At 73.3% G+C, this 25,997-nt stretch carries 22 protein-coding genes; 13 read left to right on the top strand and 9 right to left on the bottom strand.

Translation table 11 applies throughout. From position 1 onward, the window contains the following. Window positions 1–40: 40 nt before the first annotated feature. Window positions 41–835, bottom strand: a complete 795-nt coding sequence (locus Sdia_RS28245) for an NAD(P)-dependent oxidoreductase (protein WP_202854059.1) — start codon at window positions 833–835, stop codon at window positions 41–43. Window positions 836–1,387: 552 nt separating this feature from the next. Here Sdia_RS28245 and Sdia_RS28240 point away from each other — a divergent pair. The 5 genes from Sdia_RS28240 (at window position 1,388) to Sdia_RS28220 (ending at window position 7,521) form a co-directional block, all read left to right on the top strand. Next, complete coding sequence (locus Sdia_RS28240; protein WP_100456672.1) at window positions 1,388–2,656, top strand: ATP-grasp domain-containing protein; 1,269 nt, start codon at window positions 1,388–1,390, stop codon at window positions 2,654–2,656. Window positions 2,657–2,756: 100 nt separating this feature from the next. After that, a complete protein-coding gene (locus Sdia_RS28235; RefSeq protein ID WP_189401213.1) occupies window positions 2,757–4,103 on the top strand; it encodes an aminotransferase-like domain-containing protein in 1,347 nt (448 codons plus the stop codon). A 134-nt stretch (window positions 4,104–4,237) separates the two neighbouring features. Then, the gene (locus tag Sdia_RS28230) at window positions 4,238–5,803 is read left to right on the top strand and encodes an APC family permease (protein ID WP_229831611.1); all 1,566 of its coding nucleotides are present in this window, start codon (window positions 4,238–4,240) and stop codon (window positions 5,801–5,803) included. Window positions 5,804–6,011: 208 nt separating this feature from the next. Next, window positions 6,012–6,845: a MurR/RpiR family transcriptional regulator gene (locus Sdia_RS28225; protein WP_100456666.1), complete on the top strand. Its 834-nt coding sequence runs from the start codon at window positions 6,012–6,014 to the stop codon at window positions 6,843–6,845. 136 nt (window positions 6,846–6,981) lie between these two features. Next, on the top strand, window positions 6,982–7,521 hold the full coding sequence (locus Sdia_RS28220; RefSeq protein ID WP_189500553.1) for a hypothetical protein: 540 nt from the start codon (window positions 6,982–6,984) through the stop codon (window positions 7,519–7,521). 33 nt (window positions 7,522–7,554) lie between these two features. Here Sdia_RS28220 and Sdia_RS28215 read toward each other — a convergent pair whose 3' ends face one another. The 5 genes from Sdia_RS28215 to Sdia_RS28195 all read right to left on the bottom strand — a co-directional run bounded on the left by Sdia_RS28215 (window position 7,555) and on the right by Sdia_RS28195 (window position 11,350). Next, on the bottom strand, window positions 7,555–7,929 hold the full coding sequence (locus Sdia_RS28215; RefSeq protein WP_100456662.1) for a hypothetical protein: 375 nt from the start codon (window positions 7,927–7,929) through the stop codon (window positions 7,555–7,557). 110 nt (window positions 7,930–8,039) lie between these two features. Continuing rightward, window positions 8,040–8,549 carry a roadblock/LC7 domain-containing protein gene (locus Sdia_RS28210; protein ID WP_100456660.1) on the bottom strand — a complete coding sequence of 170 codons (510 nt, stop codon included), beginning with the start codon at window positions 8,547–8,549 and terminating at the stop codon, window positions 8,040–8,042. 38 nt (window positions 8,550–8,587) lie between these two features. Continuing rightward, entirely contained in the window at window positions 8,588–9,391 is an 804-nt protein-coding gene (locus Sdia_RS28205) for a hypothetical protein (RefSeq protein WP_100456658.1), read from the bottom strand. After that, the gene (locus Sdia_RS28200; RefSeq protein ID WP_100456656.1) at window positions 9,388–9,798 is read right to left on the bottom strand and encodes a hypothetical protein; all 411 of its coding nucleotides are present in this window, start codon (window positions 9,796–9,798) and stop codon (window positions 9,388–9,390) included. The genes Sdia_RS28205 and Sdia_RS28200 overlap by 4 nt, the downstream gene beginning before the upstream one ends. A gap of 535 nt (window positions 9,799–10,333) precedes the next feature. Next, the gene (locus Sdia_RS28195; RefSeq protein WP_100456654.1) at window positions 10,334–11,350 is read right to left on the bottom strand and encodes a LacI family DNA-binding transcriptional regulator; all 1,017 of its coding nucleotides are present in this window, start codon (window positions 11,348–11,350) and stop codon (window positions 10,334–10,336) included. 317 nt (window positions 11,351–11,667) lie between these two features. Here Sdia_RS28195 and Sdia_RS28190 point away from each other — a divergent pair, with 317 nt between their 5' ends. The 5 genes from Sdia_RS28190 to Sdia_RS28170 all read left to right on the top strand — a co-directional run bounded on the left by Sdia_RS28190 (window position 11,668) and on the right by Sdia_RS28170 (window position 17,595). Next, window positions 11,668–12,978 carry an ABC transporter substrate-binding protein gene (locus Sdia_RS28190; protein ID WP_185393351.1) on the top strand — a complete coding sequence of 437 codons (1,311 nt, stop codon included), beginning with the start codon at window positions 11,668–11,670 and terminating at the stop codon, window positions 12,976–12,978. A 105-nt stretch (window positions 12,979–13,083) separates the two neighbouring features. Next, window positions 13,084–14,079 carry a carbohydrate ABC transporter permease gene (locus Sdia_RS28185; protein ID WP_100456650.1) on the top strand — a complete coding sequence of 332 codons (996 nt, stop codon included), beginning with the start codon at window positions 13,084–13,086 and terminating at the stop codon, window positions 14,077–14,079. A 14-nt stretch (window positions 14,080–14,093) separates the two neighbouring features. Further along, window positions 14,094–15,029: a carbohydrate ABC transporter permease gene (locus Sdia_RS28180; RefSeq protein ID WP_100456648.1), complete on the top strand. Its 936-nt coding sequence runs from the start codon at window positions 14,094–14,096 to the stop codon at window positions 15,027–15,029. An 86-nt stretch (window positions 15,030–15,115) separates the two neighbouring features. After that, window positions 15,116–16,576, top strand: a complete 1,461-nt coding sequence (locus Sdia_RS28175; protein WP_100456647.1) for a GH1 family beta-glucosidase — start codon at window positions 15,116–15,118, stop codon at window positions 16,574–16,576. A 29-nt stretch (window positions 16,577–16,605) separates the two neighbouring features. Then, window positions 16,606–17,595, top strand: a complete 990-nt coding sequence (locus Sdia_RS28170) for a Gfo/Idh/MocA family protein (RefSeq protein ID WP_258057200.1) — start codon at window positions 16,606–16,608, stop codon at window positions 17,593–17,595. Between the two features lie 172 nt (window positions 17,596–17,767). Here the strand turns inward: Sdia_RS28170 and Sdia_RS28165 are convergent, their stop codons facing one another. Further along, complete coding sequence (locus Sdia_RS28165; RefSeq protein WP_100456646.1) at window positions 17,768–19,153, bottom strand: APC family permease; 1,386 nt, start codon at window positions 19,151–19,153, stop codon at window positions 17,768–17,770. Between the two features lie 86 nt (window positions 19,154–19,239). Beyond that, window positions 19,240–20,685: a type III PLP-dependent enzyme domain-containing protein gene (locus Sdia_RS28160; protein ID WP_115067900.1), complete on the bottom strand. Its 1,446-nt coding sequence runs from the start codon at window positions 20,683–20,685 to the stop codon at window positions 19,240–19,242. 144 nt (window positions 20,686–20,829) lie between these two features. Between Sdia_RS28160 and Sdia_RS28155 the strand changes: the two genes are divergently transcribed. From Sdia_RS28155 to hutI, 3 genes are read left to right on the top strand one after another with little or no spacing between them, the layout of a single operon-like run. After that, complete coding sequence (locus Sdia_RS28155) at window positions 20,830–22,110, top strand: allantoate amidohydrolase (RefSeq protein WP_100456644.1); 1,281 nt, start codon at window positions 20,830–20,832, stop codon at window positions 22,108–22,110. Then, the gene (locus tag Sdia_RS28150) at window positions 22,107–23,534 is read left to right on the top strand and encodes a formimidoylglutamate deiminase (RefSeq protein WP_185393782.1); all 1,428 of its coding nucleotides are present in this window, start codon (window positions 22,107–22,109) and stop codon (window positions 23,532–23,534) included. The genes Sdia_RS28155 and Sdia_RS28150 overlap by 4 nt, the downstream gene beginning before the upstream one ends. Before the next feature lie 43 nt (window positions 23,535–23,577). Further along, complete coding sequence (gene hutI / locus Sdia_RS28145; protein ID WP_100456643.1) at window positions 23,578–24,807, top strand: imidazolonepropionase; 1,230 nt, start codon at window positions 23,578–23,580, stop codon at window positions 24,805–24,807. Window positions 24,808–24,902: 95 nt separating this feature from the next. Here the strand turns inward: hutI and Sdia_RS28140 are convergent, their stop codons facing one another. After that, a complete protein-coding gene (locus tag Sdia_RS28140; protein WP_100456642.1) occupies window positions 24,903–25,889 on the bottom strand; it encodes an RNA polymerase sigma factor SigF in 987 nt (328 codons plus the stop codon). Between the last annotated feature and the right edge of the window lie 108 nt (window positions 25,890–25,997).

The following is a 25,997-nucleotide window of genomic DNA, read 5'->3' as shown; positions in this document are numbered from 1 at the left end:
CCGGCCGCCCGTTCGGGGGGCCGGCGCCCCCGAGGGGCGGTCAGTAGCCCGCTTCTCCGACCACGTTGGCCAGCGGCTCGCCGGCGGCGTAGCGCGCCAGTTGGGCCTTGGCCAGAGCCATGGCCCTCGCCGGCGGCGAGGTGTTCGACCCGGCGGTGTGCGGGGTCAGGATGAGTCCGGGGGCCGACCACAAGGGGTGCCCCGCCGGCAGCGGCTCCGGGGCGGTCACGTCGAGTGCCGCGTACAGCCGGCCCCCGCGCAACTCGGCGACCAGCGCGTCGGTGTCGACGAGGCGGCCACGGCCGGCGTTCACCAGCAAGCCGCCGTCCCGGATGCGGCTCAGGAACGTGGCGTCGACGAGGCCGGTGGTGGCCTCGGTCAACGGCAGCAGCAGGACCACGATGTCCGCCTCGGGCAGCAGTCCGGGCAGCTCGTCCACGCCGTGCACGCCCGGGCGGGCCCGCCGGGCCACGGCTGCGACCTCGGCGCCGAAGCCGGCCAGCACCGGGGCCAGGGCCGAGCCGAGGGAGCCGTACCCGACGAGCAGCACACGCTTGCCCTCCAGGGAGTCGGTGTGTGTGTAGTCCCAGCGCTCATCGCGGCGGGCCTGCTCGAAGCGCGGCAGTCGCAGCAGATGGGCCAGGACGACGCCGGTGACCCACTCCGTGACCGCCCGGTCGTACGCGCCCTTGGCGTTGCACAGCACGACGCCTTCCGGAACGTACGGCCTGATCCACTCCACGCCGGCGGACTCCAGCTGCAGCAGCCGGAGCCGGGGCAGCTCGGCGAACCGGGACAGAAGGTCGGCACCGACGCCGTAGGGCGGGATGATCACCTCCACGGTGTCCGCCGACGCCGGAAATTCGGCCTCTCCGGTCCACACCTCGGCCCGGAACCCCGTCGGCAGCCCGCCCATGAGCGCCTCGGATTCCGGAGTCGGTAGCCAGACGGAGATCTTTTCCGTAAAGGGGAATGAGGTGCTCCGGAAATTCTCCGGATTGTTCTGTGTGCGGGGATTCATGTGAAGTATTTTAGCGTCCCGGTCGTGCGCGCGGCCATGTCGTGGAATGGTGTGCAATCCCCGATTGTCCGCGCAGAACCGGCAGTTTCGGGCGGCGGACGAGTGGTGTCGGTCCGGAATTCCAGACGGTCCGGAAACCTGTTGACAGGCGTTCGGGGATCCAGCAAGAATCAAGACGGGTGAAAATCCCTTCCGGTTGCGGTATTCACCTCTCGGACCCTTGGGCCCAGCGGATTGATCCGCGAATGGGGCGGCTTTTCCTCGGAGTCGTCCGGGCCTTTCGTCAGCCGCCGCGTCCCGCGTTCGCCGCACGGCGTGCGCCGGTCTGCGCGCACGGCTCGTCTCCGTACAGACCGAAGGAATCTCATGACCGACCTGGCCGTTCACAGCCCGTACACCGACGCGCGGGAGGCGCCCGTCCTGCTGCTCGTGGGCAGCGGGTACCGCCCCTATCGCGAGTACATCCTGGCCGCGGTCTCCCAGCACTACCGGTTGTGGCTCCTGGACTCGCACGAGGCGACGTGGCAGCTGCGGTACTGCGCGGGCGCCACTCGCGTCGACACCCGCGACGCGGACGCCGTGCGCGAGGCGGCCCTGGCCGTCGGTGAGTCCCTGCGGGTCGTCGGCGTCTTCACCTACGACGAGACGCAGGTCGTGTCCTGCGCGCGCCTCGCGCAGGACCTCGGTCTGCCGGGCAGCCCGCCCGAGGCCATCACCAACTGCCGTGACAAGGCGGCCACGCGTGCCACCCTCGCCGCGGCCGGGGTGCCCCAGCCCGCCTCCGTCGTCGTCACCACCGCCGAGGAGGCACTCGGCGCGGCGGAGAGGATCGGCTACCCGGTCATCGTCAAGGCGCGTGGCATGGCCGCCAGTTTCGGCGTCGTCCGCGCGGACGACGCCGCCGACATCGCGGCCGCCTTCGCCGCCGCCGACGGCGCCGACTTCATGGACCTGCCGCGCTACCCCGCGAACGTGCTGGTCGAGGAGTATCTGACCGGGCCGGAGATCAGCGTCGACGCCGTCATCCACGACGGGGAGGTCACTCCGACCGTCATCGCCCACAAGCGGCTCGGCCTCGAACCGTACTTCGAGGAGACGGGCCACGACGTCGACGCGCGCGACCCGCTCTTCGAGGACGAGGAACTGCTCCGCCAGCTCCGCGACATCCACCGCGCCCTCGGCCTCACCCATGGTGCGACCCACTCCGAGTTCAAGCTGACCCCTCGCGGCCCGCGCCTGGTGGAGGTCAACGCACGGCTCGGAGGGGACCTCATCCCCTACCTCGGCCTGCTCGCCACAGGCGTCGACCCCACGGTCGCGGCGGCGCACGCCGCAGCCGGCCGCAGGGCCGACCTCACTCCGGTCCACCGCAAGGCGGCGGCCGTCAGGTTCCTGCTGCCCGAGGGCCGCTGCCGCACCGTGGAGGTCGTCACCCACACGGACCGCTTCGGGCCCACGGTCCACGAGACCGGCATCACCGCTGACCCCGGGGACGAACTCGACCTGCCGCCGGCCGCGTTCTTCACCCGCTACGGCCATGTCGTGGCCGTGGGGGAGGACATGGGCCAGGTCCAGGAGGACCTCCGGGAGCCCTGGCGTCTGTTGGAACTGCGGGCCGAAGCGCTGCCCGACTGAACCCGTCGCCCGAGTCCACCGGCCCGGCTCCCAGCACCGTGACCGAGCCGTCCCATCCGCCTCCGCGCCGGCGGGCCGGGCGGCGAGAACAGGACCCCGCATGACCAGTGTTTCCGAGCATCTCGACACCGCGCCGGTACCACGTGCGCCGGCGCCCGGCGGTGTCCGGCTGGACGCCGCCGAACTGCACGCCTCGGTGAGCGACCCGTGCCTGACGGCGATGACCCTGCTCAACGACATCGCCGGACGCCACCCGGACGCCGTCTCGTTCGCCGCGGGCCGCCCGTACGAGGGCTTCTACGAGGTCGCCGCGCTCGGGGACCACCTGACCGCCTTCGAGCGGCACCTGGTGGACGATCTCGGACTGGGGCCGGAGGACGTACGCCGGACCTTCTTCCAGTACGGCCGCACCAAGGGGTTCATCCACCACCTGATCGCCCGGCATCTCGCCAGTGACGAGCGGATGACGGTCGACCCCGAATCGGTGCTCGTGACCACCGGGTGCCAGGAGGCCATGGTCCTGGTCCTGCGGGCGCTGTGCCGCGACGAGCGCGACGTCGTCCTCGCCGCGTATCCCACGTATGTCGGATTCCTCGGCGCGACCCGGCTCGTCGATGCGCAGGTGCGGCCGGTCGCCGAAGGGCCGGGCGGCATCGACCTCGCCGACCTGGCGGAGCAGATCCGCCGTGCGCGGGCCGACGGCCTGCGGCCGCGCGCCTGCTACGTGGTGCCCGACTTCGCCAACCCCGGCGGTGTCAGCATCCCGGAGGCCGACCGCCGCAGACTCCTCGAGCTCGCGGAGCGGGAGGACGTGCTGCTCCTGGAGGACAACCCGTACTCGATGTTCCACGGGGGCGAGGGCCGGCTGCCCACCCTGAAATCCATGGACGTGGGGCACCGGGTGGTCTACTTCGGGTCGTTCGCCAAGACGGCGTTCGCGGGCGCCCGCGTCGGGTACGTGGTCGCCGACCAGCCGATGGCCGACGGCGCACTCTTCGCCGACGAGCTCGCGAAGCTCAAGAGCATGCTCACGCTCAACACCTCCACGGTCGCCCAGGCCGTCGTGGGCGGCTTTCTGCTGAGGAACGACTGCAGCGTGGAACGCGCCACCGTACGGGAGGCCCAGGTCTACCGCGACAACCTGCGTGCCGTCCTCGCCGGCCTGGAGAAGCACTTCGGTGAGGACGGCGCGCTGCCCGGTTCCGGGGTCTCGTGGAACGTTCCGGAGGGTGGCATGTTCGTCGTCGTCACCCTGCCGATGCGCGCGGACGACGTCCTGCTCACGCGCTCCGCCGAGCGTTTCGGGGTGCTCTGGACACCCATGTACCACTTCTACGCGGGGGAGGGCGGATCACACCAGATCCGACTGTCCTTCAGCGCCCTGACTCCCGAGCGGATCGACGTGGGCATCGCGCGGCTCGCCCGACTTGTCGCCGACCGCGCCTGACAGGAGGCGCGTACCCACGGGAACGCCGCTCGCCGCTCACCGATCACCGCACACGGGGGAAGACACACCATGGAACGGACAGCACGCGGATGCGTCGTGCCCGACGCCGGGACAACGAACCCCGGAGGTGCGGCGTGACGGCCACCGCGACGGGCCCTGACACCCGGCCGGAGCCCGGGCAGGACGCCAACCTGAAGCGCGATCTCGGCTACTGGAGCCTGACAGGCGTGGCGTGCGGCGGCATCATCGGTTCGGGCTGGCTCTTCGGCTCGTTCTACGGCGCCCAGGCGGCCGGCCCCGCGGCCGTGATCTCCTGGGTGATCGGTGGTGCCGCGCTGACGCTGGTCGCCCTGGTCCTCATCGAACTGGGCGCCGGCAGGCCCGAGGCCGGCGGCATGGTGCGGTGGCCGTTCATCGCGAACGGACCCCTCGCGGGCACTCTCATCGGCTGGACCATGCTCCTCGCGGTCGCCAGCACCATGGCCGCCCAGGCCTCCGCCATCGTGCAGTACGCCAACCGCTACCTGCCGGGTCTGTACGAGGACGAGGCGCTGACGCTCCGGGGCCGGTTCGCCGGCGTGGGGCTCCTGCTGGTCCTCGTCATCCTGAACTGGTTCGGGGTCAGGCTCTTCGCCCGGCTGAACCTGCTGGTCACCGCCGTCAAGGTACTCGTCCCCGTGCTCACGATCGTGGCGCTGCTGGTGTCGAGCTTCCACCCCGGCAACATCTCAGCCGGCGGCGGCTTCGCCCCCTACGGCTGGTCGGCGTCACTGACCGCGATCGCCGGTGCGGGGATCATCTACGCCATCGACGGCTTCGCCTCACCGATCGAGCTGTCCGCCGAGGCGAAGAACCCCCGGCGGGACATACCGCGCGCGGTTCTCACCGCCATCGGACTCGCGGTCCTCCTGAACATCGTGCTCCAGCTGACGTTCGTCTTCGCCGTTCCGACGGAGAGTCTCGGGGACGGCTGGCGCGGGCTGACCTTCGCCTCGCCGTTCGGGGAGCTCGCCCTGCTGCTCAACCTCAGCTGGCTGGCGGCGGTCGTCTATGCCGACGCGGTGTTCTCACCGGGCGGCTCGACGTACGTGGCGGTGGCCGCCGGCAGCCGGGAGACGTACGCGGTGGCCAAGAACGAGGCGCTGCCCCGGTGGTTCGCCGGGGTGTCGGAGCGGTCCGGTGTCCCGCGAAGGGCCATGGCTCTCAACTTCGCGCTGAGCGTCGTCATCCTGCTGCCCTCCAGCGGGTGGCGGGACCTCATCACCGTGGTCGGCACCCTGGCCCTGCTGACCTACGCGCTGTGCTCCGTGGCGGCGGGCACGTTCCGGGAGGCCGCGCCCGAGCGGCTGGCGGGCTGGGTCCGCGGCCTCGGCTGGATCGCGCCGGCGGGCTTCGTGGTCGCCTCGGAGCTTGTGCACTGGTCGGACTGGGAGAACCTGCGGATCGCGCTGCCCGAGTTGCTCGCCGCCGTGCTCCTGTTCGCCGTCCTGCGCCGCCGTGACCTCGACCTCCGTGCCGAGCTGCGGACCGGCGCGTGGCTCCTCGGCTACCTCGTGTGGCTGCTGGTCATGTCAGGTCTCGGCAGCTTCGGCGGGATGAACCTGATCCCGGCGCCCTGGGACACGGTCGCGGTGGCCCTCTCCGCCCTGGCCACCTACCGGTGGGGCGTCCGCTCCGGCGTGGCGCACCTGCGCCGCTGACGGCAGGCCGGCCGCCTGACGGTGACCTCCCCGGCCCCACGACGCCCCTGAGCCGAACGGCACGAGCGCCGAAGGGCCCGCCGGTGCCGCCGGCCTCGCCGCTCGCAGCTCCGGGGGGCCGGGGTGAGGGCGCCCCCAGCCGCTCTGTATAGGGTCATGCACGGTGCGAGACGGATGAATGGCGGCGAGTTCCGAGGGGACGCGAGAGATGACCCACAGCCCGGCCGGCAGGCTCCAGGGGCTCTTCGAGGGCCGTCGGCTGACGCCCACGCAGCGCAGGATCGCCCACTGCATGGTGCGCCACGCCGACGAGGTGCCGTTCCTGTCCAGCGTCGAGCTGGCCGAACTGGCCGGAGTCAGCCAGCCCTCCGTCACGCGGTTCGCGGTCGCCCTCGGCTTCGACGGCTACCCGGCGCTCCGGCGCGACCTGCGTGAGCGGGTGCCCGCCGCGCCCGCCGCGGCCGCCGAGGCCAACGGGTACCAGCAGGCCGTCGAGGGTGAGATCGCCAACCTGCGGCGGCTCGCCGACTTCCTCGCCGACCCCGGCCCGCTGGAGCGGGCCGGGCGACTGCTGGCCGGCTCGCGGCCGCTGCCGGTGCTGGGACTGCGGGCGGCCGCCGCCCAGGCACGCGGCTTCGCCTATTTCGCCGCCAAGGTCCACCCGGACGTACGGCTGCTCGACGAGGGCGGCACCATGCTGGTCGACCGGATCGACGCCGCCCGGCTGGCCGGTGCCTCCGCCCTGCTCTGCTTCGCACTGCCCCGCCACCCGCGCGAGGTGGTCGAGGCACTGGCGTACGCCAGGGAGCGCGGGCTGCGCGTGGTGACCGTGGCCGACTCGGCCTTCGCGCCGGTCGCCGCGGAATCGGACGTGCTCGTCCCGGGGGCGGTGGGGACCGGGCTCGCCTTCGACACGGCCTGCGCGCCGATGCTGCTGGGCCGGGTCCTGCTGGAGGCGATGTGCGACGCGCTCCCCGACGCGCAGGCCCGGCTGGAGCGGTTCGACGCGCGCGCCGCCGACCGGGGGCTGTTCGCCGAGTAGGGGCGGAGGCGACCGTTTCTCACCCGCGTCTCAGGAAAGGCCGGTAACCTCCGGGCCCACATCGGCCCCCGGCGTCCGGGGGCGACGCGTGAAGGAGGAGCGGGAGTTGAGAGGCGGAGCACGGGGACTGGTACGGGTGGCGGTGGTCCAGCGGGCCGGAGCGGCACCCCTGTGGTGGCTCGGAGTGGTCGCGGCGGGCGCCGGGCTGGTCCCGGACGGGCTGACCGGCCGCCGCATCGGCGTCCTCACGGGCGCCCTGCTGTTCCTGTCGGCGGCGGCCCTCGTCACCCTGGTGCGCGGCGGCCGGGCCGCCGCGCTCGCCGAGCACGCCGTACGCGCCGCCCGCTCCGACGTCCTCCAGGCCCGCTCGGTGACGGTACGCAACTGGCGGCGCGGCCACGCCTGGTGGCTCGCGCTCGCCTTCGCCGCCGCCCTCGGCAGCGCCTTCGCCCTGCCCGCGGCCGGCGGCATGCTGCTGGCCGGCTGGGGGACGGGGCTGTGGCTGCGGGCCCGCAGGACGGGACGGGTGGAGGAGTCCCACGACGCCCTGCTGTGGACCACCGCCGACGCGCTCGGCCGGGGCGGGGGCGATCCGCTGGGCGCGAAGGCCACCCGGTTGCGGACGACCGGGTCGCGCGCGGGGGACGCGACGCCGGGCGGCGGCAGGCGGCGCTGACCGCGCCGGGCGACGCGTACCCGTCGTACGGGCTCAGACCTCCAGTTCGGACTCGATCCGGCGGAGCTGGTGGCGGGCCATCGCCAGGTTGGCGCGGCCGGCGTCCAGCACCAGGTAGAGGAAGAGGCCGTTGCCGCCCCGGGACTTGAGCAGGCGGATCAGGTGGTACTGGCCGCCGAGGGTGATGAGGATGTCCTCGATCTCCTCCTTCAGCCCCAGGTGCTCCATGGTGCGGAGCTTGGCGCGGACCACGTCGGTGTTCCCCGCCGCCGCGACCTCCAGGTTGAAGTCCTTGCCGCCGCCGAGAGTGCCCAGCGCCATGCCGCTCGTGTAGTCGACGAGGGCGACGCCGGTGGCGCCCTCGATGACGCTCATCGCTTCCTTGAGGGACGTTTCGGTGTTCGCCATGGGTGCAGTCCTCTTCTTCCTCGGTTGCTTGCCTTGGGTGGATCGCTTGCGTGCTGCGCCGCCGGCCGCGGTGGCCGGGGGCTCGGATGTGGCTCTGGTACGGGGCGGGGTCATACGGGGCGCCGGGGCAGGCTGCCGGGCGTGCCGGGGGACGCGCCCGCCGGGGGCGGCGGCGGGGGAGCGACCGGGCGGGCCGGAGGCCGGACGCGGGGGTACTCGGCAGGCGGCTGCGGGGTGGCCGCACGGTCCAGGGCGGCGTCGACCAGGGCGCCGATCCGGGCTCCGGCGCGGCGGCCCTCCAGATGCAGGCGGCCCACGTTGATGCGGTCCTCGGCGAGCAGGGTCAGCACCGCCGAGGAGCCCGCCGCGTACGTCGCCACGTAGCCCTGCTCGCCGCGGACCAGGAGTTCACGGAAGGAGCCGCGGCCGGTGGCGTCGGTCAGGCGGACCGCCACGCCGAGGGCGGCGGCGGTCAGGGCGGCGAGGCTCTCCGCCTCGGTCCCGGCGGTGTCCTGGGCCAGGACCAGGCCGTCGGCCGAGGCCGCCAGGGCGCCCGAGAGCAGCGGGACACGGGCCCGCAGCCGCTGGAGTTCGTCGAGGACTTCCCGCTCGGCGGCCATCAGTTGTCTCCTCTCGGCACGCTGTCGGCGCGCGCGTATCACAGGACCTCCAGGGCGTCTCGGAGCCGGCGCAGCAGGGCGATGTCCGGATCGGGCGTCACCTCGGGGAGGACGGGCGCCCCGGCGTGCGCGCCGGGCGAGGCGTCCTCGGGACGGCCGTACGACCGGACGGCGTCCAGCGCGCCCGCCGCCGCCAGCCGCCGTACGTCGATCAGCGTGTGGAAGGCGGAGCGGCCCAGTCCGAGGGCGATCGCGGCTGCCGTCCGGGTGCCGTCGACCGCCTCCAGGACCGCGCGGCGGCGCGGCGTCAGAGGCAGGTCGGCCCCGTCGGTGAGGCGGGCCAGGGGCGCGGTGTCGACCGCGGCGTCCGGCCAGATCCGGTCCAGCAGTTCGCGGCGGCGCAGTGTCTCGCGCTCCACCGAGCGGGCCGGGACCGGGTGCACCGGGCCGATCCAGTGCGAGACGCCGTACCGGAAGCGGGCCGGGGTGCTGGTGGGGGCCAGGGCGAAGAAGGCGGCGTCGTACAGGGCGCCGAGGTGGCAGAGTTCCAGCGCGCCCCCCGGCACCCGACCGCTGTCCACCAGGTACGCCGCGACGCGCTGCCGCGCCCCGGCGGCCGCCACCGCCTCCCACCAGCCCGCCCTGGCCAGCGTGCCGCCGGCCGTCAGCAGGACGTCGATGCCCGGGGTCGCCGGGGACTCCGCGTGCACCACCTGGCCGTCCGCCAGGTAGAGCGTGCCCCGGTCCCGCATGAGCGCCCCGGTGGCCCGCTCGTCGGCGAGCCGCCGGAGCATCGGGGAGAGCGGGGGTAACGCCGCGGTGGAGGAGCCGGCGGAGGTCATGCCAGGACCAGCCGATCCGCCAGTTCGCCGAGGCGGATCCTGGCGAGCGCCAGATTGCCCTCGGAGCGGTGCAGCCACAGGTGGACGAAGACGCTGCTGTCGAAGTCGGTCTCGACGAAACGGAGGATGTGGTACCCGGCCCGGGAGGTGACGATGACGTCCTCCACGCCCCCGTCCGCGGCCCCCTCGGGGGAGGCCGCGGCACGTACCGAGTCCTGGGCGAAGGCGGGCTGTTCGGCGGCCATGCGGGCGACCTCGGCGGTCTCGGCGGCGGTCGCCTCGTGGTCGTCGTGCGGGGACTCGCCGATGGTGCCCAGGGCGAGGCCGCTCGTCCAGTCGACGACGGCCGCGCCGCGGGCGCCGGGGAGTTTCATGATGTCGAGCAGGCACTCGTCGATTCCGGGCATGCGGGGGTTCCTCCCGGACGTGGGGTGCGGCTGGGGTGTGAGCAAGAGGCTACGCATGGTGGTGGAGGCTTGGGGAAGTTCTGGCATTTTCCAGGGGTACTTGCGTTCGGAGCGCTAAAGTTCGGCCCCTTTGTTCACGGGGGTTGCCGTGGAGGGCGGCAGGACTGTATGGGCATGGCCGAGCAAGGGAACGCACGCCCGGGCCGGCTACGGCCGCTCTGGCCGGTTCACGGCCCACCGGTGGACCGGTCCACCGGTCCACCGGTCCACCGGTCCACCGGCCCACCGGCCCACCGGTCCGCCGGTCCACCGGCCCACGGCCGAGTTGGGCCGCGGCGCGTCCAGGCGGCCGTGGCCCACCCGCCCGTCCACCTGCCCGCCCCGGCCTGGCGGGCGTCGCGGCCGAGGCCCGGACGCCCGCAACCTGGGCGGCCGAAACCTGGGCGCCCGAGGCGCCTGCGCCTGCCCTGGAAGCCGCCTGCGGATCAGCCGAGTCGTGGGGGCCGGCCCGCCGCCCACCCGCCACGGGGCGGAGTCAGGACGACTCCCGTACGACGAGTTCCGTCGGCAGGACGACGTGCTGCCGGGGCTGACCGGGGTCGTCGATCTCCGCCAGGAGGATCCGGGCCATCGTGCGGCCGATCGCCTCGACCGGCTGGCGCACGCTGGTGAGGGGCGGGTTGCTGTGCCGGGCGACGACGGAGTCGTCGAAGCCGATCACCGCCACGTCGTCGGGGACCCGCCGGCCCTGGCGGCGCAGTTCCACCAGCGCGCCGGCCGCCATGACGTCCGAGGCGGCGAACACCGCGTCCAGACCCGGCTCGCGTTCAAGTAGTGAACGCATCGCGGCCTCGCCGCCGGCCTCGGTGAAGTCGGCGGAGGCCACCAGCGTCTCCGCCGCCTCGACGCCCTCGCCGCGCAGGGCGTCCCGCCAGCCGTCGAGGCGACTGCGCGACACGTCCATGTCGAGGGGGCCGCTGATGGTGGCGACCCGCCGCCGCCCCCGGGCCACCAAGTGGGCGACGGCCGCCGCGGCGCCGCCCTCGTTGTCGGCGCGGACATGGCTGAGCGGCTCGCCGTGGGCGCGCCGGCCGGCGAGGACGGTGGGCAGCCCCATGTTCTCCAGCAGGCCCGGCAGCGGGTCGTGCTCGTGCACCGAGACCAGCAGCACCCCGTCCACCCGGCGCTCGGCGACCGACTCGGTGAGCTGGTCGCGCTCGGCCTGGTCGCGTACGAGGACCAGTTGGAGCTGGATCCGCCGCTCGGTGAGACCGGTGCTGACGCCGCGGATGACGGCGGAGAAGTAGGGCTCCGAGCCCAGCCGGCTCTCCGACTCGGGGATGACCAGGGCGACGGAGTCCGTCCTGCTGGTCACCAGCCCCCGGGCGACCGAGTTGGGCACGTAGTTCAGCTCCGCGATGGCGGCGAGCACGGCCGACCTGGCCTCGTCGCTGACCAGCTCCGAACCGTTGATGACGCGGGACACCGTGGTCCGTCCCACGCCCGCACGCGCGGCGACGGTCTTGATCGTCGGGCGTTGCCTGCTGCCCATGAAGCCTCCCTCGCGCCAGGTCGGTCAGACCGTGATCCGCCGGGCGGGGCCTGGCCGTGACCTGCCGCCGTTCGCCTGCGCATTCTGCCAGAACGCCCCTGCGGGCGAGGGGGCCGGAGGGTGGCGGACGGACATCCTCCCGAAACAAAGTCGCGTCAACTTCTTGACAGAGCCTTTCGGTGGCGGCCAGTCTTCGAGCTCCCGGAGTGGGCACGTTCCCATCGTCATTTGGGAACGTACCCACCACGCAAATCGGCCCTGCGGGACAGCTACGCGGGCTCGAACCCCGGTGCGCGAGCGCCGCTGAGGAGGACTACATGGCCAGAACCCGCAGGAAGCCGCGTACAAGAGTCGTCGCCGCCATCTCCGCGGTGTCGGCCCTCGGGTTGCTCGTCGGCTGCTCAGGCGGTGGTGAGGGGACCGGCGGCGGCCGGAAGGACGGCAAGGTCACCATCAGCATGGGGCTGTACGGCGTGATGGGCTTCAAGGAGGCCGGGCTGCTCGACAAGTACATGGAGGAGAACCCGGACGTCGTCGTCGAGGCGGAGATCGCGGGCGACGAACAGACCTACTACACCGCGCTCCAGACCCATCTGGCCGCCGGCAGCGGGCTGAAGGACATCCAGGGCATAGAGATCGGCCGGGCCAAGGAACTGGTCGACACCCAGAAGGACAAGTTCTCCGACCTGTCCGGCGTGAAGGGGACCGACCACTTCCTGCCGTGGAAGCAGAGCCAGGTCACCGCGGCCGACGACAAGGTCATCGGCCTCGGCACCGACATCGGCCCGATGGCGGTCTGCTACCGCAAGGACAAGTTCGAGGAGGCGGGCCTGCCCACCGACCGGGACGAGGTCGCCAAGTTGTGGGAGGGCGACTGGGCGAAGTACGTCGCCGTCGGCGAGAGCTTCAAGAAGGGCGTCAAGGGCGACAAGGTCGCCTTCATGGACAGTGCCAGCGGACTGTTCAACGCCATGATCTACGGCGGCCCCCAGCAGTTCTACGACAAGGAGGGGGAGCTGGTCTACGCCGACAACCCCGTCGTGAAGGACGCCTGGAAGCTGGCCTCGAAGGCCGCCACGTCCGGCCTCACCGCCAAGCTCCGCCAGTTCCAGCCGGGCTGGGACCCCGGGCTCGCCAACGGCACCTTCGCCACCGCCGTGTGCCCGGCCTGGATGCTGGCGCACATCAGCGAGAAGGCGGGCGAGGCCAACAAGGGCAAGTGGGACGTGGCCAAGGCCCCCAAGGGCGCCAACTGGGGCGGCTCGTTCCTCGGGGTGATGGAGAACAGCCCCGTCAAGAAGGAGGCCCAGGAACTCGTCGCCTGGCTCACCGCGCCCGAGCAGCAGGCGTTCCTCTTCCAGAAGCAGGGCTCCTTCCCCTCGTCCCGGACCGCCCTGGAATCCCCTGAGGTCGCCGGCACCAAGTCGGAGTACTTCAACGACGCGCCGATCGGGGAGATCTTCGGCGCCGCGGCCCGGGAGGTCCCCGAGGAGCAGGTGCTCGGCCGCAAGGACGGCACCATCAAGGACATCTTCTCCCAGGGCCTGACGCTGATCGAGTCGCAGAACAAGACCCCCGACGACGCGTGGAACACCACGGACGAGCGCGTCAAGAAGGCCGTCGGCTGACCCGGGGGGCCCGGCGCCCCCCTCGCAGTGGTCCGGCGCCCCCTGCCTCCCCTGAGGGCGCCGGACCCCCGACCGCCCACCCACCCCCAGGAAGGACGCCTTCCGGTGGCCACCTCCACCTCGTCCCCCCAGGACCGAACGACCGGTACCGCCCCGCCGCCCGGCACCGACCCCGGTGTGAAGCGCCGACGGCGCGGCGCGCTGCTGCACCGACTGGACGTCAAGGGCGCGCCGTACGCCTTCATCGCACCGTTCTTCGTCGTCTTCGCGGCCTTCAGCTTCTATCCGCTCATCTACACGTCGTGGATCTCGCTCCACCGTGTGGAGCTCGCCTCCCTGAACTTCATGGAGTGGGTGGGGCTCGACAACTACCTGGCGCTGGTGCGTGACGAGCGCTTCTGGAACGCGCTGGGCAACACCATCACCATCGGCGTCCTGTCGACCGTGCCGCAGTTGCTGATGGCGCTCGGACTGGCGCACCTGCTCAACTACCGGCTGCGCGGCTCGACGTTCTTCCGCGTCGCCAGCCTGACCCCGTACGCCACCTCGGTGGGGGCGGCCGCCCTGGTCTTCACCATGCTCTTCGAGCGCGACTTCGGGATGATCAACTGGGGGCTGAGCCTGTTCGGGTTCGAGCACCTGGACTGGGAGAACAACAAGTGGGCCGCGCAGGCGGCCATCTCCACCATCGTCATCTGGCGCTGGACGGGCTACAACGCGCTGCTCTACCTCGCGGCGATGCAGGCGATCCCCCGCGACCGGTACGAGGCGGCGGCCATCGACGGCGCCTCCCGGTGGCAGCAGTTCACCAAGGTCACCGTCCCCGGCATCCGCTCCACCATCGTCTTCACCATCGTGCTGTCGACCATCGGTGCCACCCAGCTCTTCGGTGAGCCGCTGATCTTCGGGCAGGGGCCGAACGGCGTCACCGGCGGAGCGGACAACCAGTACCAGACGCTCGGTCTGCTGCTGTACGAGGAGGGCTGGAAGAGCTACCAGATGGGCCGGGCCGCCACGGTCGCCTGGGCGATGTTCCTGCTCCTCATCCTCGTCTTCGCCGTCCAACGCCTCGTCAAGCGCTTCGTCGCGCGCAAGGCCTGACCGGGAGATCCCCCATGACCACAGACAGCCTCCCGGTCCGGCCCCCGGACACGCCCGTGGCGCCGGAACCGGGCAGAGGCCCCCGGCCGGGCCCACGGCGCCGGCGGTTCTCCCTGCGCCCCAGCGCGGGGCGCCAGCACCACGCGGGCCCCCTCGCGTACGTCCTGCTCGGCCTGGCGTCGCTCCTCTCGCTCTTCCCGCTCTACTGGACCCTGGTGGCCGCCTCGTCCGACAACACCCGGGTCACCCAGACGCCGCCGCCGTTCCTCCCCGGCCCGCATCTGCTGGAGAACCTGGGCAAGGCATGGCAGGACGCCGCGCTGGGCAAGGCCATGTTCAACAGCCTGATCGTGGCCGGCGCGGTCGCCCTGTCCACGGTGCTGTTCGCGACGCTGGCCGGATTCGCCTTCGCCAAGCTCCGCTTCAAGGGCCGCAACATCCTGCTGATGCTCGTCATCGGCACGATGATGGTCCCGCCGCAGCTCGGGGTCGTTCCCCTCTTCATGATGATGACCGAGCTGGGCTGGGGACAGAAACTGCCCGCCGTCATCTTCCCCACCCTGGTCAGTGCCGTCGGCGTGTTCTTCATGCGGCAGTACCTCGCCGAGGCGCTGCCCGACGAACTCGTCGAGGCCGGGCGGGTGGACGGGGCGCACTCGCTGCGCATCTTCTGGAGCATCGTCCTGCCCATCGCGCGGCCCGCGATGGCCGTGCTCTTCATGATCACGTTCGTGCACACGTGGAACGACTTCTTCTGGCCGTTCATCGTGCTCGACATGAGCAACCCGACCGTCCCCGTGGCGCTCACCCAGCTGAGCGCCGGATACGTCCGGGACCAGTCGCTGATCATGGCCGGCGCCCTGCTCGGCACGCTCCCCCTGCTCGCCCTCTTCGTCGTCTTCGGCCGCCAGATCGTCGGCGGCATCATGCAGGGCGCCGTGAAGGGATGAGTGCCCGCCGCCTCCCCGCGCCCGGGCCCCGTCGCCGGCCCGCGCGCCCCGAACCCCGCCCCGCAGCCCCGCTCGGAAGGAACCACGTGACCATCGCCCCCCGACGTCCCGCCACCGCCCCGCAGACCCCCGGCGTCCGCCACTTCCCGCAGGAATTCACCTGGGGCACCGCCACCGCCGCCTACCAGATCGAGGGCGCCGCCTCCGCGTACGGGCGCACCCCCTCCATCTGGGACACCTACGCGCACACGCCCGGCCGGGTGCGGAACGGCGACACCGGTGACGTGGCCACCGACCACTACCACCGCTGGCGCGAGGACGTCGAGATCATGGCCGACCTCGGGGTGAGCGCCTACCGGTTCTCGCTCGCGTGGCCCCGCGTGCAGCCGACGGGCCGCGGCCCGGCGGTCGAGCGGGGACTCGACTTCTACCGCGCGCTGACCGACGCCCTGCTGGAGAAGGGCATCGAGCCGGTCGTCACCCTCTACCACTGGGACCTGCCCCAGGAGCTGGAGGACGTCGGCGGCTGGCCCGGCCGCGCCACCGCCGGCCGGTTCGCCGACTACGCCACCCTGGCGGCGCGTGCCCTCGGGGACCGGGTGAAGACCTGGATCACCCTCAACGAGCCGTGGTGCAGCGCCTTCCTCGGCTACGCCTCCGGAGTGCACGCGCCCGGCCGCACCGAACCCGTGGCGGCCCTGCGCGCGGCGCACCACCTCAACCTGGCGCACGGCATGGCCGTCCAGGCGCTGCGCGCCGAACTCCCCGCCCGCGCCGAGACGTCGATCACCCTCAACATCCACCACGTGCGGGCCCTGACGGAGTCCGCCGAGGACCTCGACGCGGCCCGGCGCATCGACGCGCTGGCCAACCGCGTCTTCACCGGGCCCCTGCTGGAGGGGGAGTACCCCGCGGACCTCCTGGAGGACACCCGGAGCCTGACCGACTGGTCCTTCGTCCAGGACGGGGACCTCGCCACGATCCACCAGCCGCTCGACTTCCTGGGCGTCAACTACTACACGCCCACCCTGGTCTCCGCCGCCACCGGCGAGGGCGGGCACGGCTCCGACGGCCACGGGGCGAGCGAGCACAGCCCGTGGCCCGGCGCCGACGGCGTGGCCTTCCACCGCCCGCCCGGCGACACCACCGCCATGGGCTGGGCGGTCGACCCCAGCGGTCTCTACGACCTGCTGCTGCGCCTCAAGGCCGACCAGCCGGGTCTGCCGCTGATGATCACGGAGAACGGGGCCGCCTTCGACGACTACGTCAACCCGGAGGGCGAGGTCGTCGACCCGGAGCGCATCGCCTACCTGCACGGTCACCTGACCGCCGTGCACCGGGCGATCGAGGCGGGCGTCGACGTCCGCGGCTACTTCCTCTGGTCCCTCCTGGACAACTTCGAGTGGGGCTACGGATACAGCAAGCGCTTCGGCGCCGTCCACGTGGACTACCCGACGGGCACCCGGACCCCGAAGTCGAGCGCGCGGTGGTACGCCGAGGTGGCCCGCACCGGCGCCCTCCCGGCCGACGCCGGGCCGGGCCGGTGAGCGAGCCGGAGTGCCCCGGCGGACCGGCCGTGAGGCCGGTCCGCTGGGGCGTCCTCGCCACCGGGCCCATGGCGGCGGCCTTCACCGAGGACCTGAAGCTGCTTCCGGACGCCGAGGTGGGGGCGGTGGCCTCCCGTTCGGAAGCCTCCGCGCGGCGCTTCGCGGACCGGTTCGGGGTGCCGCGCGCCTACGGCACGTGGCGGGAGCTGGCGGACGACCCGGAGATCGACGTCGTGTACGTCGCCACCCCGCACGCCCACCACCTGGCGGCCACCACCCTCATGCTGGAGTCGGGCACCCCGGTTCTCTGCGAGAAGCCGTTCGCGCTCAACCGGGGTGAGGCCGAGGCCATGGTGGCGCTGGCCGAGCGGCGCGCGCTCCTCCTCATGGAAGCCATGTGGACGTGCGTGCACCCACTGGTCCGCCGGATGCTCGCCATGATCGGTGACGGGCTGATCGGCGAGGTCCGCTCCGTCCACGCGGACTTCGGCGCGCGGGCTCCCCGCGTGCCGGGCCACCGGCTGCGCGACCCGCACGCCGGCGGCGGGGCCCTGCTCGACCTGGGCACCTACCCGGTCTCGCTGGCCCACCTCGTCCTGGGCCGGCCCGACGAGGTGACCGCCTGGTCCCACCTGGGACCCGAGGGGGTGGACGAGACGACCGGGATGGTCCTCGGGTACGCCGGCGGCGCCATGGCCGTGCTGTCGTGCTCCCTGGAGGCGGACAGCGCCCGCGCGGCCGTCATCCACGGCACCGGGGGGCGCATCGAGATCCCGGGCGACTTCTACCGCCCGGCCCAGCTGGTGCTGCACCGCAGCGGCCGTGCGCCCGAGGTGGTCCAGGCCCAGGCGGAGGCCGGCAACGGGTACGTCCCCCAGGCGAGGGAGGTGATGCGCTGCCTGCGTGCGGGAGCCACCCAGTCGGCGCTGGTGCCGCTCCGGCGGAGCCTGGAGGTGATGGGGACGCTCGACACCGTGCGGGACATCGTCGGCCTGCGGTACCCGGGGGAGGCGGGGTGAGGGCCCGAGGAGCTGTCCCCGGCCTCGGCGGGGGCACGAGGACACCGCGGCCCTCACGGCGTCGCCGGAACTTCCACGTACCTCCGTGTGCCGGTGACCCCCGGCCGCCCGGCACGCCGCATCCGGCGCCGTGGACCGGTCCACGGCGCACCACGGGGCGGTCAGCGGGGACTCAGCCCCGCTCCCCGCGCAGGGCCAGCTTGTTGAGGAGCCAGAGGCCGATGCCGAGGAGGAGGAGGACGCCGGCGCGGATGTAGACGTCGGCGGGGCGGTCGGCGAGAGGGCTGGCGAGGACGAGGGCGGTCAGGGCGCCGAGGACCGGGAGGGCGGTGGGGGTGCGGAAGTGGGCGTGGTCGACGCGGTCCTTGCGCAGGACCAGGACCGCGACGTTGACGACGGCGAAGACGCAGAGCAGGAGGAACGAGGTGGTGTCGCCGAGTCCCTCGATCTCGCCGGTGAGGACCATGCCGAGGGCGAGCAGGGAGACGAAGACGATCCCGACCACGGGCGTCCGGCGCCGCGGCAGCACCCGGCCCATGACGCGCGGCAGGATGCGCTCGTTGGCCATGCCGTAGCACAGCCGCGAGGCCATCATCATGTTGATCAGCGCCGAGTTGGTGACGGCGAACAGGGCGATCAGCGCGAAGAGCTGTGGCGGGAACTGGACGCCGCCCGCCTTGACCACCTCCAGCAGCGGTCCGTCGGAGCCGGCGAGCGTGCCGGGGTCGACCAGGAGCGAGGAGACCAGGGCCACCAGGACGTAGATGGTGCCGGTGACCGCCACGCCGATGAAGATGGCGCGGGGGAAGGTGCGGGCGGGGTCCTTGGTCTCCTCGGCCATGTTGACCGAGTCCTCGAAACCGACGAAGGCGAAGAAGCCGAGCGCGGTCGCGCCGAGCACCCCGGTCATCAGCGCGAAGCCGGTGCCGCTCGACTCGAACTCGACCAGCCGGGACGGCTCACCCCCGCCGCTGAGCACCGCGTACGCGCCGATGCCCAGGATGACGGCGAGGCCGCTGAGTTCGACCAGGGTCAGGACGACGTTCATCTTGACGGACTCGGCGACGCCGCGGAGGTTGACGGCCGCCAGGACCAGCACGAACGCGACGGCGATCAGGGTGGGCGGCAGCGCGCCCGCGGTCAGCTCGCTCATGTAGTCGCCGCTGAAGGCGAGCGCGGCGGCGCTGGCCGAGGAGAGGCCCGAGCACATCACCATGAAGGCCACGATGAAGGTGAGGAAGGGGACCTTGAACGCCTTCTGGGCGTAGAGCGCCGCCCCCGCCGCCTTGGGGTACTTGCCGACCAGTTCGACGTAGGAGGCGGCGGTCAGCAGCGCCACCACGAAGCCGATCGCGAACGGGACCCACAGGGCCCCGCCGACTTTCCCGGCGACCTTGCCCGTGGTGGCGTAGATGCCGGTGCCGAGGATGTCTCCGATGACGAAGAGGATCAGCAGCTTGGGGCCGATGGCCCGTTTGAGGGCCGGTTCCCCGGTCGGGGAACCGGCCGCCCCCTCAGGCGGGTTGCCGGGCGTGCCGGCGGGTCGGGTGGCGTCCATGAGTCCTCCGCAGCTCAGTGATGGAGGCTTCCTTACCCGCCCCCGGCCCGTACAAGCAACGGAGGTCCCGGCCTCGGAAGGGCGTCTCAGGCCGGGCCGGTGGCCCCGCCGAGGGTGGTGAGGCTGTCGAGGTGGGCGGCTCCGCCCTCGGCGACGATCTCCGCGACGGTCTGCGCGGGCCGCACCGTCGCGAAGCGCACCGCCGCCTCCGCGTCCTCGCCGCCCGGCCCGGCCGGCGTCTCCACCCACCCGTGCACGGCCGGCCGCGGCAGGCTGTTGTACGCGTAGTGGTGGGCGAAGTAGTACGCCCCGGTGTCCAGGGCCGCCGCCCAGTCGCCGGGGTGCAGACGCGGCATGTGCTGCCCGGTGGCGAGGAGGTCACCGGCGAAGCAGGCGGGGCCCGCCACGTCCTGGACGACGGTGTCGCCGGTGCGCGGGCGGCCCTCGGCGTCGTAGGCGGCGATGCGCAGCGGCCAGGACCCGGGGTTGTAGACGGTGCGGGTGGCGACCTGGACCCCGGCGTGGGTGACGGCGATGGGGCGGGCCCCCGCCGACTTGGTGTACTCGACGCGGGCGAGGACCGTGCCGTGCTTGGCCAGCACCGACCGGCCGAACTCGGTGACCAGGCCGTAGCGTCCGTCGAAGAGGCCGGGCACGGTCTTCCTCAGCAGCGCGGCGTAGGCGGCGTGGCTCGGGTCGTCGGCGTCGGACTGGAAGTTGACCGGCAGGCCGCCGCCGATGTCGAGGGTGTCGATCTGCTTGCGCCCGGCCGCCTCGTTGATCTCCTCGGCCAGTCCGTGGAGGACGCCGAGCCCCTCGGCGAGGAGCTCCAGCGGCATCCCCTGGGAGCCGGAGTGGGCGTGCAGCCGGGTCAGCCAGGGCCGGGCCGCGTAGGCGTTCAGGACCCAGTCGCGGGCGCCCGGGTCGCGCAGCGCGACGCCGAACTTGGAGGTCGGGGTGGCGGTGGAGAGGGCGCCGATGGAGCCGCCGCCGACCTGCGGGTTGACGCGGACGCCGACCGGGGAGGACGGGGTGGCGCCGTCCAGGATGGCGTCGAGGCGCTCCAGTTCCTGCGGGTTGTCGGCGTTGAGGGCGACGCCCAGCCGCAGCGCCTCGCGGATCTCGGCCGGGGTCTTGGCGGGGGAGTCGAGGACGATCCGCTCCGGCGGGATGCCCGCCGCGGTGGCGAGGGCGAGTTCGCCGGGGGAGGCGACCTCCGCGCCGAGCCCCGCCTCTGCCAGCAGTCGCAGCACCGGCACCAGCGGGGTGGCCTTGACGGCGAAGGCGTGCAGTACCGGGGTGCCGGGCGCGGTGACGGCGTCGAAGGCGGCGTGCAGGGCCGCGGCGGAGGCGCGGATGCCGGTGACGTCGAGCAGCCCGGCGATCGGCTCGTCCGGGCCGACCACGCCCTGGGCGACGGCGGCGCGGACGGCGCGGTCCCGGCGGGCGGCGCGGGCGTCGGGCTCGTTGGTGTCGTCGGCGGCCTGCGCGCCGTACGGGAGGTTGCGGAAGTCGCTCTGGTGATCACCCATGGGGCCAGGCAACCATCGCGACGCGCCCGTGGCCAGGGGGCGCCGGGGCGTCGGGGCTGACGCCCCCGCCCTGACTAGCTATATTCAGCGGAACGGCTCGTGAATGAACAGGGTGCGGGCCGTCCCCCTCCGGAGGAGACCCCTGTGTCCCAGCCCCGCCCCGCGAGCCCGACGGGCACCGTCCGCCAGGCCCCCGACTTCCTCACCATGTGGCGCGATCTCGCCCCCCTCGGCCGCCACTCCGCGAGCGGCGGCTACCGGCGCTACGCCTGGGGCGGTGCCGACCGCGAGTGCCGCGCCTGGTTCCGCGAACAGGCAGAGCTGCGCGGCCTGGCCCACGAGGTCGACCGCAACGGCAACCAGTGGGCCTGGCACGGCGCCTCCGGCTGGGCGGAGGTGGGCCCCGGCCAGGCCGTCGCCACCGGCTCCCACCTCGACTCCGTCCCCGACGGCGGCGCCTTCGACGGCCCCCTCGGCGTCGTCTCCGCCTTCGCCGCCCTCGACCGGCTGCTGGAGCGCGGCGCCGTCCCCACCCGCCCCATCGCGCTGGTCAACTTCGGCGACGAGGAAGGCGCCCGCTTCGGCCTCGCCTGCGTCGGCTCCCGCCTCGCCACCGGCCGCCTGTCCCCCGCCGACGCGGGCCGGCTCCGCGACGCCGACGGCATCACCCTGCCCGCCGCCATGGAGGCCGCCGGCTACGACCCGGACACCCTCGGCCCCGACCCCGACCGGCTCTCCCGGATCGGCGCCTTCGTCGAACTCCACGTCGAGCAGGGCCGCTCCCTCGACCTCACCGGCGATCCGGTCGGCATCGCCGGCTCCATCTGGCCGCACGGCCGCTGGCGGTACGACTTCCACGGCGAGGCCAACCACGCCGGCACCACCCGGCTCGGCGACCGCCGGGACCCGATGCTGACCTACGCCGGGACCGTCCTGGAGGCCCGCCGCGAAGCCGAACTCGCGGGCGCCGTCGCCACCTTCGGCAAGGTCGCCGTCGAACCCAACGGCGTCAACGCGATCCCCTCGCTGGTGCGGGGCTGGCTCGACTCCCGCGCCCCCGACCAGGCGAGCCTGGACGCCGTCACCGGCGCCGTCGAGGCCGCCGCCCGCACCCGGGCCGCCCGCGACGGCATCGCGCTGGACGTGGTCCGCGAGTCGTTCACCCCCGTGGTGGAGTTCCACCGGGCCCTCGGCGCCGAACTCGGCCGCATCCTCGACGCGCCGGGTATGCCGCCCGTGCCCGTCCTCGGCACCGGCGCCGGACACGACGCGGGCATCCTCGCCGACTCCGTACCGGCCGCCATGCTCTTCGTCCGCAACCCGACCGGCGTCTCCCACTCCCCGGCCGAACACGCCACCGAGGACGACTGCCTCGCCGGCGTCCAGGCCCTCACCGACGTCCTGGAGGGGCTCGCGTGCGTGTGACCACCTACTGGCTGGAGCACGGCTGGGTCGGCGAGCGCGTCGAGGACGGTGTCGTCGTGGACCTCGTCCCCCCGGACGCCCCCGGACCCGTACCCGTCGACGAGGAGCTGGGAAACGGCGCCACCGCGCCAGGCCCCGTCCCGCCCGGCCACATCCTCGCCGTCCGCACCGGCGTCGCCACACCGCCGGCCGGCGCCGTCCGGCTGCCGGGCCTCACCCTGCCCGGCCTCGCCAACGCCCACTCGCACGCCTTCCACCGCGCGCTGCGCGCCACCGCGCAGGTCGGCTCCGGTACTTTCTGGACCTGGCGCGAGACCATGTACCGCTTCGCCGCCGCCCTCACCCCGGACAGCTACCACGCGCTGGCCCGTGCCGTGTACGCGGAGATGGCGCTCGCCGGGATCACCGCGGTCGGCGAGTTCCACTACCTGCACCACCAGCCCGACGGCCGCCCCTACGACAACCCCAACGCCATGGGCGAGGCGCTGATCGCGGCCGCCGCCGACGCGGGCGTCCGCCTCACCCTGCTCGACACCGCCTACCTCTCCTCCGGTTTCGGCGCCGAGCCCGACCGCCACCAGCGCCGGTTCAGCGACACCACCGCCGAGGAGTGGGCCGCCCGCGCCGACCTACTGCGCGGCGACAGCCACACCCTGATCGGCGCCGCCGTCCACTCGGTACGCGCCGTCCCCGCCGAGCAGCTCGCCACCGTCGCCGAGTTCGCCCGGCGCCGCGGCGCGCCCCTGCACGTCCACCTCTCCGAACAGCGCGCCGAGAACGAGGCGTGCCTCGCCGCCACCGGCCGCACCCCGGCCCAGCTCCTCGCCGACCACGGCGTCCTCGGCCCCGGCACCACCGGCGTGCACAACACCCACCTCACCGACGAGGACATCAGCCTCATCGGCACCAGCTCCACCGGCACCTGCATGTGCCCCACCACCGAACGCGACCTCGCCGACGGCATCGGTCCCGCCCCCCGCCTCCAGCGCGCCGGCAGCCCGCTCAGCCTCGGCAGCGACAGCCACGCCGTCATCGACCTCTTCGAGGAGGCCCGCGCCCTCGAACTGAACGAGCGGCTGCGCAGCCGCACCCGCGGCCACTGGACCGCCGCCGCCCTGCTGCGCGCCGCCACCGCCGACGGCCACGCCGCCCTCGGCCGCCCCGAGGCCGGCACGCTCGCCCCCGGCGCCCCCGGCGACCTCACCACGCTCGCGCTCGACACCGTGCGGACGGCCGGGGCGCCGCCGCTGCTCGGTGCGGAGACCGCCGTCTTCGCGGCGGGCGCCGCCGATGTGCGGCACGTGCTGGTGGGCGGCCGGGTGATCGTCCGCGACGGACGCCACGTCACGCTGCCGGAGACCGGCCGGGCGCTGGCCGAGGCGGTGGCCGCGGTCCAAGACGGGGGCCGGGCGGCGGCGCGGTGAGCCGCGCGGCCCGGCGGATCGCCGCAAGACGTCAGCAGATCCCATGTCAGGAACGGTGGTTGTGGTGCGGAGCGGGTACGGGAACGAGCAGGCCGGATCGACGGCGGTGGTGGGGATCGCCTCACTGGTGACCAACGACCCCGCGCAGGGCGACGGTTCGCCGCTCGGGGTGATCCGGGAGGCGGCCGTGGTCATCGAGGGCGACCGGATCGTGTGGACGGGGGAGAGCGCCCGCGTCCCCGTCACCGACCACGTCAGCGACGCGGGCGGCCGGGCCGTCGTCCCCGGCTTCGTCGACTCCCACTCGCACCTCGTCTTCGCGGGCGACCGCACCGAGGAGTTCGCCGCCCGCATGTCCGGCCGCCCCTACAGCGCCGGAGGCATCCGCACCACCGTCGCCGCCACCCGGGCCGCGAGCGACGAGGCCCTCTCGGCCAACGTCGCCCGCTACCTCGCCGAGGCGCTGCGCCAGGGCACCACCACCTTCGAGACCAAGTCCGGCTACGGCCTCACCGTCGAGGACGAGGCCCGCTGCCTGCGCGTCGCCGCCGCCCACACCGACGAGGTCACCTACCTCGGCGCCCACATCGTCGCCCCCGAGTACGCCGACGACCCCGCCGGCTACGTCGACCTCGTCACCGGGCCCATGCTGGACGCCTGCGCGCCGTACGCCCGGTGGGTCGACGTCTTCTGCGAACGCGGAGCCTTCGACGGCGACGCCGCCCGCGCGATCCTCACCGCCGGGCGCGCCAAGGGCCTCGTCCCGCGCGTCCACGCCAACCAGCTCGGTCACGGCCCCGGCGTCCAGCTCGCCGTGGAACTCGACGCCGCCAGTGCCGACCACTGCACCCACCTCACCGACGCCGACGTGGACGCGCTCGCCGCCGGCCGGACCGTCGCCACCCTGCTGCCCGGCGCCGAGTTCTCCACCCGCGCCCCCTGGCCCGACGCCCGCCGGCTGCTCGACGCCGGGGCCACCGTGGCGCTCTCCACCGACTGCAACCCCGGCTCCTCCTTCACCTCCTCCGTGCCCTTCTGCGTCGCCCTCGCCGTCCGCGACATGGGGATGACCCCGGACGAGGCGCTCTGGGCGGCCACCGCGGGCGGGGCCGCCGCCCTGCGCCGCGACGACGTGGGCCGTCTGGCCCCCGGCGCCCGGGCCGACCTGGTCCTCCTCGACGCGCCCAGCCACGTCCACCTCGCCTACCGGCCGGGGGTGCCGCTGGTGGCGGGCGTCTGGCGGGCCGGCCGGCCGGTGGTCCCGCTGGGCTGAGCGGGAGGCAGCGGGAACGCGGCAGGGCCCGCTCCCCGTGCGGGGGAGCGGACCCTGCCGAAGCCTGTGGGCGGGCGGCGCGGCCGTGGGGCCGGTCACTCCACCACCGTCAGCCCCTTCCGGAGCCGGTTGAGCGTGCGGGTCAGCAGACGGGAGACGTGCATCTGGGAGATGCCGAGCTCCTCGCCGATCTCCGACTGCGTCATGTTGGCGGTGAAACGCAGCGAGAGGATGCGGCGGTCACGCGTGGGAAGCTCCGCGATCAGCGGCTTGAGCGACTCGACGTACTCGATGCCCTCGATGCCGTTGTCCTCGTAGCCGATGCGGTCGGCCAGCGCGCCCTCGGAGTCGTCCTCCTCGGGCTGGGCGTCCAGCGAACTGGCGGTGTACGCGTTGGACGCCGCCATGCCCTCGACGACCTCCTCCTGGCTCAGGCCCAGGCGGTCGGCGAGCTCGCGCACGGTCGGCGCGCGGTCCAGCTTCTGCGCCAGCTCGTCCCCGGCCTTCGCCAGGTCCAGACGCAGTTCCTGGAGTCGGCGCGGGACCCGCACCGACCAGGAGGTGTCGCGGAAGAACCGCTTGATCTCACCGATGATCGTCGGCATCGCGAACGTGGGGAACTCCACGCCACGGCTCAGCTCGAACCGGTCGATCGCCTTGATCAGGCCGATCGTGCCGACCTGGATGATGTCCTCCATCGGCTCGCTGCGGGAGCGGAAGCGCGAGGCGGCGAACTTGACCAGGGCGAGGTTCAGCTCGACCAGGGTGTTCCGTACGTAGGCGAACTCCGAGGTGCCCTCCACCAGCGTCTCCAGCCGGATGAAGAGGGTCTTGGAGAGCGCCCGGGCGTCCAGCGGCCCCACCTCGTCGTACGGGGGGATCTCCGGCAGGTCGGCGAGGAGGACCGGGAACTCGTGGCCCGGGTCGTCATAAGGCAGGTCGTCGGTGGCGGTGGCCACCGGAGAGTCCTCGCGCGTTTCCTGGGTTTCCCCTGCGCCGTCGGCGGACAGGTGTGCGAGTGGGGCGGTCGACGCCGTCAGGCGGGTCTGCGCGTCGAGCTGGGGTGACATGATGTCCTCCATCGTTCTCGGCATATGGCTGCCGATGCCAATACGTGCACTGAAGGTGCGGCGCCTCCGAAGCCGGCCGTGTCGAATGGGTGCTCCTATAGCCCTACCGAATCCCCGGAC

Source organism: Streptomyces diastaticus subsp. diastaticus (assembly GCF_011170125.1).
GTDB classification, from domain to species: Bacteria; Actinomycetota; Actinomycetes; order Streptomycetales; family Streptomycetaceae; genus Streptomyces; species Streptomyces diastaticus.
Note: the sequence above shows the minus strand (reverse complement) of the source record. Positions and strands in the feature narration are given on the sequence as shown.

Coding starts and splice junctions, on each gene's coding strand:
- Sdia_RS28240 (WP_100456672.1), top strand. CDS start 1,388: ATGACCGACCTGGCCGTTCACAGCCCGTACACCGACGCGCGGGAGGCG.
- Sdia_RS28235 (WP_189401213.1), top strand. CDS start 2,757: ATGACCAGTGTTTCCGAGCATCTCGACACCGCGCCGGTACCACGTGCG.
- Sdia_RS28225 (WP_100456666.1), top strand. CDS start 6,012: ATGACCCACAGCCCGGCCGGCAGGCTCCAGGGGCTCTTCGAGGGCCGT.
- Sdia_RS28215 (WP_100456662.1), bottom strand. CDS start 7,929: ATGGCGAACACCGAAACGTCCCTCAAGGAAGCGATGAGCGTCATCGAG.
- Sdia_RS28210 (WP_100456660.1), bottom strand. CDS start 8,549: ATGGCCGCCGAGCGGGAAGTCCTCGACGAACTCCAGCGGCTGCGGGCC.
- Sdia_RS28205 (WP_100456658.1), bottom strand. CDS start 9,391: ATGACCTCCGCCGGCTCCTCCACCGCGGCGTTACCCCCGCTCTCCCCG.
- Sdia_RS28200 (WP_100456656.1), bottom strand. CDS start 9,798: ATGCCCGGAATCGACGAGTGCCTGCTCGACATCATGAAACTCCCCGGC.
- Sdia_RS28195 (WP_100456654.1), bottom strand. CDS start 11,350: ATGGGCAGCAGGCAACGCCCGACGATCAAGACCGTCGCCGCGCGTGCG.
- Sdia_RS28190 (WP_185393351.1), top strand. CDS start 11,668: ATGGCCAGAACCCGCAGGAAGCCGCGTACAAGAGTCGTCGCCGCCATC.
- Sdia_RS28180 (WP_100456648.1), top strand. CDS start 14,094: ATGACCACAGACAGCCTCCCGGTCCGGCCCCCGGACACGCCCGTGGCG.
- Sdia_RS28165 (WP_100456646.1), bottom strand. CDS start 19,153: ATGGACGCCACCCGACCCGCCGGCACGCCCGGCAACCCGCCTGAGGGG.
- Sdia_RS28160 (WP_115067900.1), bottom strand. CDS start 20,685: ATGGGTGATCACCAGAGCGACTTCCGCAACCTCCCGTACGGCGCGCAG.
- hutI (WP_100456643.1), top strand. CDS start 23,578: ATGTCAGGAACGGTGGTTGTGGTGCGGAGCGGGTACGGGAACGAGCAG.
- Sdia_RS28140 (WP_100456642.1), bottom strand. CDS start 25,889: ATGGAGGACATCATGTCACCCCAGCTCGACGCGCAGACCCGCCTGACG.